This is a genomic window from Streptomyces sp. NPDC088387, from assembly GCF_044753385.1.
Taxonomy (GTDB): domain Bacteria; phylum Actinomycetota; class Actinomycetes; order Streptomycetales; family Streptomycetaceae; genus Streptomyces.
Map to the genome: position 1 here is coordinate 401,078 of NZ_JBIVNC010000003.1, position 16,881 is coordinate 417,958.

General features: G+C 72.7%; 16 protein-coding genes. 7 read left to right on the forward strand and 9 right to left on the reverse strand.

The window, feature by feature from the left end; translation table 11 throughout:
- Positions 1-80 precede the first annotated feature (80 nt).
- Together ACIQAC_RS09985 and ACIQAC_RS09990 are read left to right on the forward strand one after the other, a co-directional pair.
- Positions 81-1,133 carry an aldo/keto reductase gene (locus ACIQAC_RS09985; RefSeq protein WP_402189293.1) on the forward strand — a complete coding sequence of 351 codons (1,053 nt, stop codon included), beginning with the start codon at positions 81-83 and terminating at the stop codon, positions 1,131-1,133.
- A gap of 236 nt (positions 1,134-1,369) precedes the next feature.
- Positions 1,370-2,266 (forward strand): Dyp-type peroxidase, encoded by an 897-nt coding sequence (locus ACIQAC_RS09990; RefSeq protein ID WP_402188780.1) that lies wholly within the window; start codon positions 1,370-1,372, stop codon positions 2,264-2,266.
- A gap of 24 nt (positions 2,267-2,290) precedes the next feature.
- Here the strand turns inward: ACIQAC_RS09990 and ACIQAC_RS09995 are convergent, their stop codons facing one another.
- The 7 genes from ACIQAC_RS09995 to ACIQAC_RS10025 form a co-directional block, all read right to left on the reverse strand.
- Positions 2,291-3,028, reverse strand: a complete 738-nt coding sequence (locus tag ACIQAC_RS09995; RefSeq protein ID WP_402188781.1) for an AAA family ATPase — start codon at positions 3,026-3,028, stop codon at positions 2,291-2,293.
- Positions 3,029-3,054: 26 nt separating this feature from the next.
- The gene (locus tag ACIQAC_RS10000) at positions 3,055-4,014 is read right to left on the reverse strand and encodes a hypothetical protein (protein ID WP_402188783.1); all 960 of its coding nucleotides are present in this window, start codon (positions 4,012-4,014) and stop codon (positions 3,055-3,057) included.
- A 252-nt stretch (positions 4,015-4,266) separates the two neighbouring features.
- The gene (locus tag ACIQAC_RS10005) at positions 4,267-5,082 is read right to left on the reverse strand and encodes an SDR family NAD(P)-dependent oxidoreductase (RefSeq protein WP_402188785.1); all 816 of its coding nucleotides are present in this window, start codon (positions 5,080-5,082) and stop codon (positions 4,267-4,269) included.
- Complete coding sequence (locus tag ACIQAC_RS10010; protein WP_402188787.1) at positions 5,075-5,599, reverse strand: cupin domain-containing protein; 525 nt, start codon at positions 5,597-5,599, stop codon at positions 5,075-5,077. The genes ACIQAC_RS10005 and ACIQAC_RS10010 overlap by 8 nt, the downstream gene beginning before the upstream one ends.
- Positions 5,600-5,979: 380 nt before the next feature.
- The gene (locus tag ACIQAC_RS10015) at positions 5,980-7,356 is read right to left on the reverse strand and encodes an FAD-binding oxidoreductase (RefSeq protein ID WP_402188789.1); all 1,377 of its coding nucleotides are present in this window, start codon (positions 7,354-7,356) and stop codon (positions 5,980-5,982) included.
- A 637-nt stretch (positions 7,357-7,993) separates the two neighbouring features.
- Positions 7,994-10,069 (reverse strand): flavin monoamine oxidase family protein, encoded by a 2,076-nt coding sequence (locus ACIQAC_RS10020; protein WP_402188791.1) that lies wholly within the window; start codon positions 10,067-10,069, stop codon positions 7,994-7,996.
- Positions 10,070-10,296: 227 nt separating this feature from the next.
- A complete protein-coding gene (locus ACIQAC_RS10025; protein WP_402188792.1) occupies positions 10,297-10,875 on the reverse strand; it encodes a tellurite resistance TerB family protein in 579 nt (192 codons plus the stop codon).
- Between the two features lie 251 nt (positions 10,876-11,126).
- Between ACIQAC_RS10025 and ACIQAC_RS10030 the strand changes: the two genes are divergently transcribed.
- The 4 genes from ACIQAC_RS10030 (at position 11,127) to ACIQAC_RS10045 (ending at position 14,473) form a co-directional block, all read left to right on the forward strand.
- Complete coding sequence (locus ACIQAC_RS10030; protein WP_402188794.1) at positions 11,127-11,654, forward strand: SigE family RNA polymerase sigma factor; 528 nt, start codon at positions 11,127-11,129, stop codon at positions 11,652-11,654.
- Complete coding sequence (locus ACIQAC_RS10035) at positions 11,647-12,621, forward strand: hypothetical protein (RefSeq protein WP_402188796.1); 975 nt, start codon at positions 11,647-11,649, stop codon at positions 12,619-12,621. Before ACIQAC_RS10030 ends, ACIQAC_RS10035 begins: the two co-directional genes overlap by 8 nt.
- A 71-nt stretch (positions 12,622-12,692) precedes the next feature.
- On the forward strand, positions 12,693-13,499 hold the full coding sequence (locus ACIQAC_RS10040; protein ID WP_402188798.1) for a L,D-transpeptidase family protein: 807 nt from the start codon (positions 12,693-12,695) through the stop codon (positions 13,497-13,499).
- A gap of 329 nt (positions 13,500-13,828) precedes the next feature.
- Positions 13,829-14,473 carry a fascin domain-containing protein gene (locus tag ACIQAC_RS10045; RefSeq protein WP_402188800.1) on the forward strand — a complete coding sequence of 215 codons (645 nt, stop codon included), beginning with the start codon at positions 13,829-13,831 and terminating at the stop codon, positions 14,471-14,473.
- A gap of 119 nt (positions 14,474-14,592) precedes the next feature.
- Here the strand turns inward: ACIQAC_RS10045 and ACIQAC_RS10050 are convergent, their stop codons facing one another.
- Positions 14,593-15,483, reverse strand: coding sequence for an NAD(P)-dependent oxidoreductase (locus tag ACIQAC_RS10050; RefSeq protein WP_402188802.1), 891 nt, complete (start codon positions 15,481-15,483; stop codon positions 14,593-14,595).
- Between the two features lie 166 nt (positions 15,484-15,649).
- Between ACIQAC_RS10050 and ACIQAC_RS10055 the strand changes: the two genes are divergently transcribed.
- Entirely contained in the window at positions 15,650-16,279 is a 630-nt protein-coding gene (locus tag ACIQAC_RS10055) for a TetR/AcrR family transcriptional regulator (RefSeq protein WP_402188803.1), read from the forward strand.
- On the opposite strand, the gene ACIQAC_RS10060 is transcribed toward ACIQAC_RS10055, so the two are convergent.
- Complete coding sequence (locus tag ACIQAC_RS10060; protein ID WP_402189295.1) at positions 16,276-16,809, reverse strand: cupin domain-containing protein; 534 nt, start codon at positions 16,807-16,809, stop codon at positions 16,276-16,278. The genes ACIQAC_RS10055 and ACIQAC_RS10060 overlap by 4 nt on opposite strands.
- Positions 16,810-16,881: the final 72 nt, after the last annotated feature.

The following is a 16,881-nucleotide window of genomic DNA, read 5'->3' on the forward strand; positions in this document are numbered from 1 at the left end:
CTGCCCCTGGTCGGTGGGGCAGCCCCCACGACGCCCTTGCGTTCGAGTCCGCTCCAGCACGTACCGTGCCGCCCATGAGCATGCGCTACCGCCCGCTGGGGCGGACCGGGATCGAGGTCAGCGCCTACTGCCTGGGCACCATGATGTTCGGGGCCGTGGGCAACAAGGACCACGACGACTCCGTGCGGATCATCCACTCCGCGCTGGACCGTGGCATCAACTTCGTCGACACCGCCGACATGTACTCCGCGGGCGAGTCCGAGACCATCGTCGGCAAGGCGCTGCGCGGGCGCCGCGACGACGTGGTGCTCGCCACCAAGGTGCACTTCCAGATGGGCGAGGGCCGCAACCGCGGCGGCAACTCCCGGCGCTGGATCGTACGGGAGGTCGAGGACAGCCTCACCCGGCTCGGCACCGACTGGATCGACCTGTACCAGGTGCACCGGCCCGACCCCACGACCGACATCGAGGAGACCCTGGGCGCGCTCGGCGACCTGCAACGACAGGGCAAGATCAGGGCGTTCGGCTGCTCGACCTTCCCGGCCGAGGAGATCGCGGAGTCCCACCACGTGGCCGAGCGCCGGGCGCTGCCCCGCTTCCGTACCGAGCAGCCGCCGTACTCGCTGATGGCGCGTGGTGTGGAGGCCGCCGTGCTGCCGACCTGCGCGCGGTACGGGATGGGGGTCCTGACCTGGAGCCCGCTCGCGTCCGGATTCCTCACCGGCAAGTACCGCAAGGACGGCCCGATCGACCTCACCAGCGGACGCGCCGCGCTCACCCCGCACCGCTTCGACCCCCGGCTCCCGGAGAACGTGCGGAAGCTGGAGGCCGTGGAGGAGCTGGTCGAGGTCGCGGACGGGATCGGCCGCACGCTGCCCGAACTCGCCGTCGCCTTCCCGCTCGCGCACCCGGCGGTCACCTCCGTCATCATCGGCCCGCGCACCATGGACCAGCTGGACGGGCTGCTCAAGGGCGCCGACCTGGTGCTCGACGACGCCACCCTCGACCGGATCGACGAGATCGTGGAGCCCGGCACCGACCTCTACCGGGCCGACGGCGCCTGGCGTCCGCCGTATCTCACGGACCCGTCGACCCGCCGCAGGCCCGTCGCCGAGCGCGCCGCGCACGCGTGACGCCGTAGCCGCTCACGGGCGCCGGACTGCCGTGCGCGGACAAGAAGTTGACATGTGTGGACGTAAGGAGCGATGGGCATCGTGTCCGGGTGCGGAAGGCGGTGTGCCCATGCACGCCGCGGCGGGGACCGGGCCGCACCCGGAACGAGAGGGGAGTCATGTCTTCGCCGTCGCCTTCGCCGTCTTCGCCGTTGCCTTCGCCGTCCCGCACACGGCAGTCGCGGGAGCCGCAGCCCGTGGTGGGGCCGCCGGCCGCCGCCGCGGTGTTCCTCGTCCTGACCCTGGAACCCGGCGGCGAGGCCGCCGCCCGCGAGACGCTGGGCGAGGTCGAGGCGCTGACCCGCTCCATCGGGTTCGGTCACCCCGAGGGGCGGCTGACCTGCGTGAGCGGAGTCGGCGCCCGCGCCTGGGAACCTCTCTACGGCAGCCCGCGCCCGGCCGCGCTGCGGCCCTTCCGCGAGCTGGCCGGCCCCCGCCACCGCGCCCCGGCCACCCCCGGTGATCTGCTGTTCCACATCCGGGCCCAGCGCCCGGACCTGTGTTTCGCGCTCGCCGCGGAGATCGTGCGCCGGCTCGGCGACGCGGCCCGCGTCCAGGACGAGGTGCAGGCCTTCGCGTACTTCGACTCCCGCAATCTGCTCGGCTTCGTGGACGGTACGGAGAACCCGGTGGGGGACACGGCCGCCGACACCGCGCTCGTCGGCGACGAGGACCCCGCCTTCCACGGCGGCTCCTACGCCGTCGTCCAGAAGTACCTGCACGACGTGGACGCCTGGGAGAAGCTCGCGGTCGAGGAGCAGGAGCGGGTGATCGGCCGTACGAAGCTCACCAACCTCGAACTCGACGACGCGCCCGGCTCCCACGCCGACGTCAACACCCTCACCGCGCCCGACGGCTCCGAACTGCGCGTCCTGCGCGGCGCGATGCCCTTCGGACGGCCCGGACACGGCGAGTTCGGCACCTACTTCATCGCCTACGCCCGTGACCCCGGGGTCCCCGACGAGATGCTGCGGCGGATGTTCCTCGGCACCACGGAGACCGGCCCCGATCCGCTGCTCGACTTCTCGCGGGCGGTGACGGGGACGGCGTTCTTCGTCCCGTCGGCCGGGTTCCTGCGGGCGAACTCCGCCTGAGGAAAGGCCGGTTCGGGAGGGCCGTCACTTCAGGATGTGACGCAGGTAGGCCCACGGCTCGTCGAGATAGCGGCGCCAGTGGTCCACGATCTCCAGCTCCTCCCACGCCGCCGGGCGCATCCCGTGGTCACCGACCTCCAGGATCGCGGCGCCCGGCAGCGCGGTGAGCAGCGGTGAGTGCGTGGCGCAGATGAACTGTGCGCCGGACGCGGCCAGTTCGTGCATCAGCGCGACCAGTTCCAGGCAGGACGCGAAGGACAGCGCGGACTCGGGCTCGTCGAGGACGTAAAGCCCCGGCTCCCGGAAGCCCTCGCGGAACGCCATCAGGAAGCTCTCGCCGTGGCTCATCGCCTCCGGGTGCTCGGAGAGCCTGCCGGACGCGCTCTCGCGGGTCAGCGCGTCCAGGGCGGTCTCCGCGCGCAGGAAGAAACCACGGCGCCCGGTGCGGGGGCCCTGGAACATACGGCGCCCGCCCGGCGCGGTCTCGAAGCGCAGCCGGCGCCCCAGCGGGGACGGCTCGCGCGCACTGGCGTAGCGGTATCCGGCGGAGCCGCCCCACGAGTCCAGCCCGAACCCCTCCGCCAGCGCCTCGGCCAGCGTCGACTTGCCCGAACCGTTCTCGCCGACCAGGAAGGTCACCGGCGCGGTGAAGCGCAGCCCGCCGTCCAGCAGCCGGCGGACGGCGGGCACGGACCAGGGCCACTGGTCAAGGTCACCGGGGTCGGTGTCGGCCACGTGGGCGTACGCGCGTTCGACGATCACGGTGCCAGGGTCTCATCACCGGCGGTTCAGCCGACGCAGATCACCAGCAGGCAGAGCTGGTCGGCGGAGGGATCGGCCGGCTCGGTGCCGCCGGCGGGCGGGTCGCTCGGTGTGGGCGTCGGCGTCGGTGTGGCGGACGTCGGCGGCGGGGTGCTGCCCCCGGCCGAGTCCGGCGGGGAGGCGGGGGGCGCCGCGGACTGCGACTCCGGGAGGGTGTTCACCGAGGTCGGCTGCCCGCCGCCCTGCGTGCCGGTCCGGGTGTCGGACACGGACTCGGAGGTGTCGGCGGTCCGCTGCCGCGGAATGCCGGGTGTGCTCGGCTCGGCGGGGTCGGCCGAACGCGGGGGCGCGGTACGGGAGGTCCGGCCGTCGTCGGTGCGGGGCGTGTCGGGCAGGGTCGGGTCGACGACCTCCTCGTCCGTGCCGCCCATGCCGGAGGTGTCGGGCGCAGTCGCCGCCTGGGCCCGGTCGCCGGAACCCCGTTCCATCGTGGAGAGCGTCAGCCCGCCACCGACCAGCGCGAACGCGGTGGCGATCACGGCCCGCCGCTGGCTCTTCTTGAGCCGCGCGAGCTGCCGCCGCCGGGAGGCCCGGCCGTGGGAGAGAACGGGAAGGGGGTCCGCGGTCTCGGTCCCGGCCGTGTCGGAGGCGACGGGGGTGACGGGGGCGGGGGATACGGGGGCGGGGGCCGTGCTCGGCACGGTGGCCGTGTCGCCGACGGCGGCCGGGTCGGCGTGGGTCGCCGTGTCGTCGAAGGAGGCGATGTCGGCGAAGGCGGCCGTGTCGGTGAAGTCGGCCTGGGGGGCGTCGAGTTCGGGCGGCACCGGGGCGGACACGGGGGCGGTGGCCCACGCCGTGTCGTTGCGCGGCGGCATGAGGGGCTGCCCCGCCGAGGAGGGCGGGGCTATGTCGGGGGCGTAGGCCCCACAACCGGGGCACACGAAGACGCCGTTGAGATGCCGGCGGCACGAAGAGCAGTAGTCCATTTGCGGGCTTCCTGTGGAGACGCGCCGGCGGCCCGTGGCCGCGGCCTGATCACGTTCACACGTTGGATCGAGCAGCCAGCAACGCTAACGAGGCTTCAACATCGCTATGTGCAGCCTGTGTGACGCTCCTGCGCAGATTCCCCGGGTGCGGGTGTGACGTGTGCGGTGGGCGAGCGCACGGGAACGGTGCGTGCGGGTGATCCACTGGTACTGCCGGGTAGTCAGTACGGGGAGTAGCGGACGCCGGCCGGCTCACCACGTGGGGCGTGCGCCGACCCCGCCGTCCACAACGAGGTCCGTGCCGCTGATCCAGTCCGCCGTGTCGGAGGCGAGGAAGACACAGGCGTTGCCGATGTCCTCGGGGCGGCCGAGGCGGACGAGAGGCGCGGCGGCGGTCCAGCGGCGGACGCCCTCCGGCCAGTCGGCGGCGAGGCCCGGGCGGTCGATCAGGCCCGGGGAGACCGTGTTGACGCGGATGCCGTGCGGGCCGTACTCCAGCGCTGCCGACCGGGCGAACATGATCAGGGCGGCCTTGGCCGCGTTGTAGTGCGCGTGCCCGGGGGCCGGGTGCCGGCCCTCGATGGAGGCGATGTGCGTGACGGATCCGCCGCCGCGCTCCCGCATCACCCGCGCCGCGGCCTGCGTACAGCTGAACGCGCTGGTGACGTTGGCGTCGTACATGCCCCGCCAGTCCGCGGCGGTCAGTTCGTCGAGCGGGGTCAGGGGCTGGATTCCGGCGTTGTTGACCAGCGCGTCCAGGCGGCCGTCCTGCCAGGCGGCGCTTTCCGCGACGAGCCGCCGGCAGTCGTCCTCGACGGTCAGGTCGGCCGCCACGGCGATCGCGTCGCCGCCCGCCCGCGTGATGCGGTCGACGAGCGCGGCGGCCCGGGACTCCCCGTGGTGGTAGTGGGCGACCACGGCCGCCCCGGCCCGCGCGAACTGCCACGCGATACCGCCGCCGATGCCGCCGCTGGCACCGGTGACCAGGGCGACCCGTCCGCTCAGATCCGGCAGCCGCGGATCCGGCAGCGGCGGATCCGGTGGCCGCGGATCCCGTACGTCACTCATCGGGCGCTTCCTCGGCCATCCGGGTGGGTGCGTGCGGGCGGTGCAGGGAGCGGATCAGGGGGGTGTGGTGCGGGTGCCGGGCGCAGAGGCGCGCCACCGTCTCGTCGTCGGCGCCGTCGTAGTCGTCGGGCAGGAATCCGGGCGCCATCGTGGTGCCGAACAGGGACCAGCGTCCGCCCGGGGCCGGTCTCGCGCCCATCCAGGTTCCCGGCGGTACGACCGTCTGGACCTCGCCCTCTTTGTCCAGCTCAACCAGGCGGTCCGTGCCGTCGGGGGACAGCAGGAGGAGGTGGAGGGGGTCGCCGGCGTAGAAGTGCCAGATCTCTGTTGTGGGGAGGCGGTGCAGGGCGGAGAAGTCGGCCGGGGTCAGCAGCGCGATGATCGCCGTGCCGGTGGGGCGGCCGGTCTCGTCGGCCGGTCCTGCCCAGGTCTGGCGGAACAGGCCGCCCTCCACGGGCAGGGGTTCGAGGCCGTACCGGGCCGCGATGTCCTCCGGGGTGACCTCCGCGCCGGTCATGGCCGCTCCTTCACATCCGTGCTCAGCGGCGACTCTAGGCCCTACGACCGGTTGCGGCCCGGCGGGGGTCGTTCGCGCAGTTCCCCGCGCCCCTGAAAAGGTCGTCGGTCGGCCGCGGGTCGGTGGGGGCGTGTCGCGCAGTTCCCCGCGCCCCTGAAAAGGTCGTCGGTCGGCTGCGGGTCGGTGGGGGGCGTGTCGCGCAGTTCCCCGCGCCCCTGAAATGGTCGTCGGTCGGCCGCGGGTCGGTGGGGGCTTGTCGCGCAGTTCCCCGCGCCCCTGAAATGGCCGTCGGTCGGCCGCGGGCCGGTGGGGGCTGGTCGCGCAGTTCCCCGCGCCCCTTGAAAGCAACAGCCGGCCCCGCGGCACCCCGTCGCGCCGGGCTACCCCCGGGGCAGTGGTGTTGCGTGGAAGATGTCGTCCGGGTCGTACGTGCGCTTCGCGCTGAGCAGCCGACCCCGGTTGGGCCCAAAAGCGTGCGCGATCTGATCGTGCTCGTCCGCGCCGAGCAGATTCACGTACCCGCCCGGCAGGGCCTCCGCGGCGAGCGACTCCGACATGTCCCGGGCCCACCGCCGATGCGCCGCGTCATCCTCCCCCGGCGCCCACACGGAGATGTTCTCCACCAGCAGATGCGGTGTACGGACCCCGAACGCCGTGTCCCCGACCGGCACCCGCGCCGCGGCCCCGTGCAGCACATGCGTCGAGACCGCGGCGAAGGGCGACACCAGCGCCTCCCCACCGGCGACGAACGCGTCGATCACCCCGTCCGTGAGCGCCGGTACGTTCCGCGCCCGGATCTCCACATGTCGTCCCGCCGGGAACAGCACGTCGGTCCCCGCGAGCGTCTCGGACATCCGGGTCGGCCTCACCCCGTCGAACACGGGATCGCCGAGCCGCGAGAACGGCGCCACCGCCACCCGCCCCGCCGCCACGTCACCGCACCACGTCGGCGCCACGAACACCAGCGGATCCCCGGCGGGCCCGGTGACGACCCCGCACTGCACGGTCAACTCGTCCGGCACGTGCGGCTGCCGCTCGGCCAGCCCCTTGAGGACGGAAGTCGCCTGCTCCCACGGGTACATGACCGTGCCGGCCAGCACGGTCGGGTCGGCGACCCCGCCCGCCAGCGGATGCACCCGGACGCGGATCGACGTGACCACCCCGAAGTTGCCGCCGCCACCGCGCAGCGCCCACAGCAGTTCGGGTTCGTGGTCGGCGTCCGTCGTGATCGCCGTACCGTCGGCGAGGACGATGTCCACGGCCACCACGTTGTCGACGCCGAGCCCGAACCGCCCGGCCAGCGGGCCGTATCCGCCGGCGAGCGTGAAGCCGACGATCCCGACCGAGCCGGACGTGCCGGTCACCGCGACCATGCCGTGCGCCTCGGCGGCCAGCGCCACGTCCATGGCCCGCGCGCCGCCCTCCACGTCGGCCGTACCGGCGTCCGCGTCGACGGTCACCCGCCGCATGCCGATCAGGTCCAGCACCAGTCCGCCGTCGGCGACCGCGTCGCCCGTCCAGCCGTGGCCACCGCCCCGCACCGACAACGGCACCCCGAACTCCCGGGCCGCCCTGACCCCCGTCTGCACGTCCCCCACGTCCGCGCACCGCAGGACGACACCGGGCCGGCGCCCGACCGCGCCGTTCCACAGCGTGCGGGACTCCTCGTACGCGGCGCCGGAGGTCACGACCCGCTCGGGAGACGTCTCCCGCCGCAGGTGGCCGACGAGTTGTGCGGTCTCGCTCCGAGCTGTCATGGCCACTCCTCAGTAAGCCTCGGCACCCGTGCACGACCCGGGCAGAGTAGGCCTTTCCTCCCCACAAAACCCCGCCCCCCGAACACCCCGACAAAGACTCTGGGACATCGCCCCCAGACGCCCCCCCTCACGCCCCGTCCAACCTCCTGGACTTCCCACCAGACCGTCCAACCTTCCCGCCCTCACACAGATCCGCCCAACCCTCGGACAGATCCGCCCGACCGGCCGGTAGCCGTCCGCACCGGCCGGCGCTGGGAAGTCGGCCGTGTAGCTGTACAGGCCGCTGGTGTGCTGGAGCAGCTGCCTGCCGTACGGTGATCGCGCGGCCGTCGTTGCCGGCCCTCCTGGAGCGCCCCGTGCCGCCGCTCGGCGGCCGACGCGCCCTGCACCGGCTCGACGGCCGACGCCGCGGGGAGCATGAGGACGGACACGGCGACCGCGGCGACGAGGACGGACACGGCGACGAGGACGGACACGGCGGACACGGCGGTCCGCAGGGACGGCCTCATGGTGTGCTCCTGGCGGGACGGTGTGTGCGCACCGCCCTGCGCGGTGGGGAACACACCAGGAAAACCGGCCCTCCCGCACGATCATGCCAACTCCCGTGCGGGAGGGGGTAGCAGGATCCCGCCCGAGCCTAGGGCCTGTCCGCCGTGTGCGCCTCCAGCGCCGCCCGTACGCCCGACTCCAGCGCGCCCTCGATCCACGACGGCTTCACCGACGTGTGGTCACCGGCGAACACCAGCGGGCCCTCCTGGGCGCGGATGGCGGCCAGGAGTTCCGTGTGCTGGCCGGGCAGCAGCACGGACGCCTCGCCGTACGCGTACGGATCCCGCAGCCAGCTCTGCGTGCGCCCGGCGCCCGTGTAGAAGACCTCGACACGCTGCCCGTACACCTGTTGCAGGCCGCGCAGGGCGTGCGGATAGCGGGCGTCGTCGTCGAAGGAGTCCCAGCGGGAGGCGTCGTCGGCCCAGCTGTAGGAGGCGAGGACGACTCCGCCGCGGCTGCCGGCGACCGGGTGCGAGGGGTTGATCAGGAAGCGGTTGGAGTTGTCGGCGATGGAGCCGCCGCCCACGATGTCCGCCGCCTCGGGCTGGTCGCGGGAGGCCCAGTAACTCGCCGCGTAGTGGGTGCGCTGGGCGTCGCTGATATGTCCGTCCGGCACGTCCGGGTGCGCCCCGAGCAGACTGCCGTCGGCGGGCGCCGCACCCTTGCGGTACGCCTCGTACAGCCCCGGCCGGACCGCGTCCAGCTCCCGCTTCCACTCGGCCTCGTCCAACTCCCACCAGCGGCGGGCGAACTCCAGCAGCACCTTGGTCGCGCTGTCGTAGTGCAGCTCGGCGACGGCCCGCCGTTTGCCGTACGACATCAGCGGCCGCACCTGCACCTGCCGAAGCCCGGAGAACGGCACGGTGACCACCGCCAGGTCGCCGGTGAACTGTTCGCGCACCACCTTGCCGTCGCGGCCCTCGGAGACGGTGTCGATCCACACGTGCGGGCCGCGCGCCCGGACGTGCGCGGTGTCTCCCTCGCGCCCGGTGTCTCCCTCGCGCCCGCTGTGCCAGTACTCGATCCTGGTCGCCCGCCGGTCCAGGCGCAGCACGTCCCGCACCTCCGCCAGCAGCGCGTCCGGCAGTACGGCCGTGCCCCCGGCCAACTCCCAGAACGCGGTGTCGGGGCTGATCAGCGACTGGCTGATGAAGCTGTGGATGAACGACAGCGGCAGCCGCGAGGTCAGGTTCTCCAACGTGCCGACCAGGTCGATCGTGCGTTCGTCGAGGCCGGCCTCCTCGGTCAGGAACCGGAACATGGACCAGTCCCCGAACCGCTGGATCACCCGCGCCCAGCCCTCGACCCGCTCCGGCAGCGGCTTGTCGACGCGCTTGCCGTCGGGACCGACCGTGCTGAACTCGTCGCGTACGGGGTCCAGTGCGGCCTTCAGGATCGCCGCCGACGGGGTGTCCCAGTACTTCTCCGGCACCCCGAAGGACCGGTTGACCCTGCGGGGCGCCCTCGCGTAGTCGGCGCGGCGCTCCCGGACGCCGTTGACGTGCAGCCAGGCCCGGTTGACCGGCTTGCCCTCGCCGTCGACGTCGATCAGATGGAACGGCCGCTTCTCCAGCCCGAACCGGGCGATGAGGTCCATGACCAGCGGATGGCTGCCGGGGATCCGCATGGCCCCGGCCTCGGCGTACTGCTTCGGGTCGGCGAAGGCCTGTGCGGCCCCCTCGTGCCCGCCGGTGCGGAAGGTCTTGATCCGGCCGCCGACCCGGTTGCCGTTCGCCTCGATCAGCGTCACCCGGTGTCCGGCGCGCTTGAGCAGCCAGGCCGCGAGGAGCCCGGCGGGCCCGGCGCCCACCACGAGGATCTTCTTCCTGCCGCCGGTTCCGGTGCGGGGCAGCCCGGCGTCGAGGATCTTCAGATACCCGGGTACGAGTGGCTTGTTGTGCTCGTCGACGACGAGCAGCGCACGGGCGACGGCGAGACAGGTCTCCCAGTCGGCGGTGGATCTCGGCGCCTGCGGAGCCTGCGGGGCGTGGGCCGGTGCGGCCACGGACCGTTCGGCGGCGGGTGCCGTTACGGCCGGTCCGGCGGCGGCGGGTCCCGCCACGGCCGGTACGAGCGCCGCCGCGCCCGCGACCGAACCGGCCGCGACACCGAACTGCCGCCTGGAGAAGGACTGATGACGTGCTTCGCTGCGGTGGTCATCCATACGTCCTGGATAGACGCACCGGCATGTACTCCACAGCCGCATACCGGCCGGTCATCACAACGTGCGAGCGCTCGTGGGCGCGCACGGGGACCACGGCGCCGGGCCGACCCGCCCGACCGCTCCCGTACGCCCTCTGTATGCGTCCGGTCCGCGGCCGGGCGGGGTTTGACCACGGGCTGCCGGAGCCCGCATCCCATGGGCTCCCGGAGCCCGATTCCCAGCGGCTCCTAGAGCCCGAACTCCTGCGGGGACAGCCCCAGCGTCGCGCACGCCTCGCGCAGCACCTGCTCCTCCGCCGGCGCGACATAGCCGTCGGCGCCCGCGACCACGATGCCGGTCTGGACGACCGCACGGGCCTCCGTCGGCTTCTTCGCGGCCTTGGCGATCTCCTGCATCACCTGGACCTTGCCCTGCGGGAAGTCGAAGGCCAGCTGGTCCACATGCTTGTTGAAACGCTGGCGCAGCTGCTCCGGCGGGAAGTTCGACAACACGTCGTTGCTGAGGATCAGCGACTCCACGTGCTGGCGCTCGGCCGGGTCCACATGTCCGTCGGCCGCCGCGACCAGGGCGCACATCGCCATGCTCGCGTCCCGGTAGGCGCCGCTCTTCAGCTCCGCCTTCAAGGAGGTCAGCTGGGACTTCAACGTGCTCACCAGCTGGGCCTTCGAGCCGCCTCTGCCCGACGCACCGTGCGCTCCGGGGCCCGCGTGCCCGGTCTGTCCCGCGTGGCCGCCGGAAGCGCGCCCGCCCTGTGCCTGCTGTTGCAGACCCTTGGCCTGGTCCTTGATCCGATCCCACATCGCCATGCCAGCCACCTCGGCCTTTGCCGTATCAATACCGGTCGTCATCAGTTCGGTCGTCGTCCTGGCAACGCCTGCCCGCTCCGGTTAGTTCCATGACCCCCACCGACGGAGGGTGCCCCGAACGGACGTACGGCCCCGTGACGGCCGACGGACCTTCGTCGATCGATTTCGGAACGGAGGCAACCAGAATCGGACTCCGACTGGTTGAGCAGGTGTGAGAATGACACGACGAGCACCGGCACGATGGCGGGGTCATGGTCGCTACGACGGTGAGGTGCGGCGTGCGGCCGGACTTCGAGGACTTCGTGACGGCGTGCGGCCCCCGACTGCTGCGCGTCGCCTGGCTGCTGACCGGCGACCCCCATCTCGCCGAGGACCTGCTCCAGACGGCCCTCGCGAAGGTGTGGCCCAAGTGGTCGCGGATCGCGGACGAACAGCCCGAGGCCTATGTCCGCAAGACCCTGGTCAACACGTATTCCTCCTGGTGGCAGCGGCGCTGGCGGGGCGAGGTGCCGACCGGCGAGCTGCCGGAGGCGCCCACCTCGGGCGATCCGTTCGCGGGCGTCGACCTGGAACAGGCGCTGGCGGCCGTCGTACGCCGGCTGCCGCCCCGCCAGCGCGCGGTACTGGTGCTGCGCTACTTCGAGGACCTGTCGGTGGAGGAGACCGCCGAGGTGCTCGGATGCAGACCCGGCACGGTCAAGAGCCAGGGCGCCAAGGCGCTGCGCACCCTGCGCGCCCAGCTCTCGCCCGCGACGGCGCAGGGCACACCCCATGACTGACCGGGGTGCGCGGGACGACGACGAGGCGCCGGAGGTGCGGATCCTCCTGGAGCGCGGGGTGCCCCGGCTGAGCCCGCCCGCCGGGCGCCTCGACCAGGTCCGCACCCGGATCGTGCGGCGGCGCAGGCGCCGGCGGACCGGGGCGGTGCTGCTCGGCGCGGTCGCGGTGGCCGGGCTGCTCGTGGTGCCCCAGCTGATCACCGCGCCCGGGGCGGAACGCTCGTCATCGGCCGCCGACAGCCCCACGCCGACCCTGCCCGGCGGCGGCGCCACCGTGCGCTTCCCGCAGCTGCGGGAGCTGACCGTCGCGCTGCCCGCCGGCTGGTCCGTGACCGCGGTGCAGCAGGCCCCGGAGTTCACGATCGGCTACGTCGCGAGCCAGGCGCTGGACGCGCCCGCCAAGTCGCCCGCCTGCGAACCGAAGGCCGTCGAGGTGTTCGCCTGCGCCCCGCTCTCCCAACCGCTGGAGCCCGGTGGAGCGATCGTCGCCTTCCAGGTGTTCGAGGACTCGCACCACAAGGCGACCGGCAAGACGCTGGGCGTCGTACAGAGCGAGCAACTGGGCACCTTCTGCCGGAAGCTCGGCGGCGAACGCCTGCTCACCGCCATCGCCGACGCCAGGGGTACGGACCGGCCCGCGATGATCCTGGCGTCCGTATGCCTGGACGGATCGGCCACCGACGCCTCGGACACGGCCCCACCCGGCGCCACGGACACGTCCTCGCCCGGCCTCTCCGACACCTCCTCGCCCGGTCTCTCAGGCACCTCGTCGCCCGGTGTCGGCGAAACCTCCTCGCCCGGCACCTCGGACACCACCTCGCCCGGCGCCCCCGCGAGTGCCTCGTCCGGCTTGCCACGCACGGTCCAGGCGCTGCTCGACTCGATCGCGTTCGACGCCGCGTCACCGCAGGACAAGGTCGTCTCGGCGATCCCCGCCCCCACGACCGCACCCCCGACGGCGGACTGACCACCCGCCGCACCCCTCACCTCTTCCTTCCCCCTCACTTTCCGCGAAAGGCGGCCCCCGTGCCTGCCCCCATGTCCTCACCCCTGTCCTCTTCTCCGTCCCCGTCCCGGTCCCGGTACCGGTCCCTCTCCCTGCCGGTGTCCGCGGCCGTGGCGGCCCTGCTCGCCGCGACCGCCCTGACCGGCTGCACCACCGCCCAGGACGCGGCGGCCCCCACCGCGTCCCCCACCACCGTCGTCACCGAACGCGCCGCGCCCGGACCGGCCACGCGGACCCGCGACAACGCGAACCAGCAGATCCCGGGCCTCGGCGCGCGGACCAGGGCCGAGATCCCGGACGACTCCCGGCAGGTCCTGGTCGTCACCGGCGAGGGCAAGAACGAGAACACCGTCACGGCCGTCCTCTACGAGCGGACCGGCGAGGCCTGGCAGGCGTCCGCCGGACCCTGGGACGGACACAACGCCCTGCGCGGCTGGACCGACGACCACCGGCTCGGCGACCTGCGCTCGCCCATCGGCGTCTTCGGTCTCACCGACGCGGGCGGCCTGCTGAAGGACCCCGGCACGGAGCTGCCGTACGACCAGGGGCCCGCGTTCACGCTCAACGGCACAGGGTTCGAGGGCGAACCGCTCGCGGGGTCCTTCGACTACGTGATCGCCATCAACTACAACCGCAAGGCCGGTACGACGCCCCTGGACTGGACCCGGCCGCTGGGTGCCGAGAAGGGCGGCGGCATCTGGCTGCACGTCGACCACGGCGGCCCCACACAGGGCTGTGTCAGCCTGCCGAAGGACGACATGAAGGAGCTGCTGCGGACCCTGGACCCGCAGGCGCGTCCGGTGGTGGTCATGGGGGACGAGGGGTCCCTGAGCCGCTGACCAAGTGCCGGGCGAGAACGGGGGGTTGCTCCAGGGTGAACGGAGGATGACGCGGCCCGCAATTCAGTGCCGCCTACACCGATCACCTCAGAAGTACCGTTAATTCCCTCCCCAAAGCTGCGTCACACAGTTACGCTGATGCGGCTTCGCCCCAGGGCGGAGCGGCTGCCGAGGTACCCGGGGAGGGGTACCGGGCGCAGCAGTTGGGGGTACGGGGAAGAATTTTGGGGGAGTTGGCTCCGCCGTGCGGAGAGATCAGCGCCTGGCCCAGTGCGGGCCCATTGCCTCGTCGTGCCCGGAATCCGTTTCACGAATGGTGAGGTATCGCAGTGCGCCGTACGACTTCTGCCCTTCTGACGCTGAGTGCCCTGCTGGCCGCCACCGCGGTCACCGCGCCCATGGCCGTCGCGGCCCCGCAGGCCGACCAGCTGGTCGGCGTCCCCAGTGGCTGGGAGGCCGTCGATGGTGACGTCCTGAACCAGGCCGCCGAGAAGAACAACTCCCGCGCGGCGGTCGCCGCCGAGCCCGAGCTGGTGGCCCTCCAGTCGGCCAAGAACAGTAAGTTCGTCGCCACCGAGAAGACGTACGCCGCGCCCAACACCGGTGTCCTGCGCGCCCGTTCGGCCGCGTACAACGGCTCGTGGGAGGGCTTCGCCTTCGAGTGGGACGAGGCCACCGAGACGTACTCGATCCGTTCCCTGGCCAACAACCTCTACGTCGCCGTCGAGAAGAACTTCACCGGCAACGCGAAGAACGAGCTGCGCGCCCGCTCCGCGAGCGTCGGCGGCTGGGAGCGGTTCATCGTCTACTACAACTCGGACCTGGACCGCTACGCCCTCCAGTCCACGCTGAACAACCAGTTCGTCGCGATGGAGAACGGCATCACCGGCACGCACCAGTACGCCCTGCGCGCCCGCTCGGCCGAGATCTCGGGCTCCTGGGAGGAGTTCAACCTCTTCACCCTGGAGGCCTGACCTCCGGACGGGCCGGCCGGCAGCACGGCCCTGAAGTGATCGGGAAGTGATCGGGAAGTGATCGGGGCCACCCCCGGACCGCTCATGGTCCGGGGGTGGCCCTGTTCCCGGTGGTGTCCCTATCGCTGAGGCGGTGCCGAGCCGTCCGTCCGTGCCTCCAGCGCGCGCACCACGGCCACCATGTCCTCGTGGCCGTGCCCCTGCGCCACCGTCTCGCCGAAGAGGGCGTGACAGACGTCGAGCAGCGGCGAGGCGAGCCCCGCCCTGCGGGCGGCCCGCGCGATCAGCTCGTTGTTCTTCAGTACGTCCGCCGCGCCCGCCTGCACGGTGAAGTCCCGGGCCAGCAGCTTGGGCGCCTTCATCCGCGAGACCGCGCTCGCCATCGGACCCGCGTCCAGTACGTCCCGCAGCAGCGCCTGGTCGAGCCCGTGCCGTTCGGCGAAGTGGAACGTCTCGACGAGCCCGGTGACCTGGGTGATCAGGAACAGGTTCACCGAGAGCTTCATCAGCAGCGCCCCCGGCACGGGTCCGCAGGCGAACGTCTCCCGGCACATCGGCGCCAGCAGCGGCCGTACTTCCGCCACCGCGTCCGTGTCGCCCGCCACCATCGCCACCAACTGCCCCTGCTCGGCGGGGACCCGGGACCCGGAGACCGGGGCCTCGACATACCGGCCGCCCGCCGCCCGGACGTCGTCCCGCAGGCCCGCCGAGTACTCCGGCGCGGTCGTGCCCATGTGGACGACCGTGTGCCCCGCGACCCGGGCCGCGAAGTCCGGAGTGCCGCGCCCGAGCACGGCGTCGATCGCGGCGTCGTGGGCCAGCATCAGGATCACGGTCCCGGCCCGCTCGAACACCTCGTCCGGGCTCGCGGCGACCTCGGCCCCCGCCTCACGCAGCGGCTCGCAGCGCTCGGGGGTGCGGTTCCACACCACGAGGGGTGTTCCGGCGCGGGCCAGGTTGAGGGCCATGGGCTGCCCCATGACGCCCAGACCCAGGAATCCCAGGGACACGATGCACCGCCGTTCCCGGCACACGGGCCGCCGTCGAACCGTGGCCACAGCTGACTATGACAGCGGTCATGGTAGTCGCGTCTATGACCACGGTCATAGGCTGGGGGTACGGGACCCCCGACGACCGGGATGCCGGGGGGCCGCGGACGGTGGTGGAGGTAGGCGGATGGCGGCGGACCGGGCGTCCACGCACGGCCCACGGGAGCGGATGGTCTTCAGCGCCGCCCAGCTGATCCGGCGCGACGGGGTCGCCGCCACCGGGATGCGCGAGGTCGCCGCACACGCCGGCGCACCGCGCGGCTCGCTCCAGCACTACTTCCCCGGCGGCAAGGAACAGCTGGTCAACGAGGCCGTCGGCTGGGCCGGCCGCTACGCGGGCAAGCGGGTCGCCCGGTTCCTCGCCGCGCTGCCGCAGCCGACGCCGGGCGCGCTGTTCGCCGAGATGGTCCGCCAGTGGACCCACGAGTACGAGACCACCGGCTTTGTGGCCGGCGGCTGCCCGGTCGCCGCCGCCACCGTGGACTGCGCCGCGTCGGCCCCGTCCACCCGGGAGGCCGCCGCCGCGGCGTTCGCCGTCTGGACCGGGCCGGTGGCCACCGCCCTCACCGACCTGGGCGTACCCGCCGAACGGGCCGAGCCGCTCGCCACACTGATGATCAGCGCCGTCGAGGGGGCGATCGTGATCGCCCGCGCGGAGCGGGACGTACGCGCCCTGACCACGGTCGCCCGCGAACTGGGCCCCCTGCTCGACGCGGCGGCGACGAACGCCCCTGACGGCGACTCGCCCTCCCCCTAGTCCCCTTCCGGCTCCCCCTCGAAGTCCTCCAGGAAGTAGCTGTCGTGCCGGACGCGGAACCGCTTCAGCTCCTCGCTCCCCCGTCGTGACACCTCGGCCACCTGCTCGAAGTACTCCTCGCGCGGGGCGCCCGGCGCGAAGAGCAGCAGCATGGAGGTGGGTTCGTCGGACACGTTCCTGAAGGCGTGCAGGCCGCCGACCGGGACGTAGAGGAAATCGCCCGCGCGGCCGGTGACCCACTTCTCCCCGTTGTAGAGGGACAGTTCGCCGGACAGCACGTAGAAGGACTCCGAGATCCCCTTGTGGAAGTGGGTCTCCGGGCCGGGGGACCGGGGCCCCAACTCCACCTTGTACAGCCCGAACTCGCCGCCGGTCTGCGCGTGCGTGGCGAGGTAGTGGGTCGAGCCGCCCGGCGAGGAGAGCTCCGGGGGTGTGGCGGCCGGGCGGAAGACCGCGTTCACCGTGCCCCTGTCTCCCTCGTAGCGGGGCTCGGGGTACTCCGCGTACTCGGTGTACTCCGGGTACGACATCACACACTCCTTCGTCGGGACTCCACCGGCCGGACCGGCCCGTACGAACATCGTCGTCCCGCCCCCGAGCAG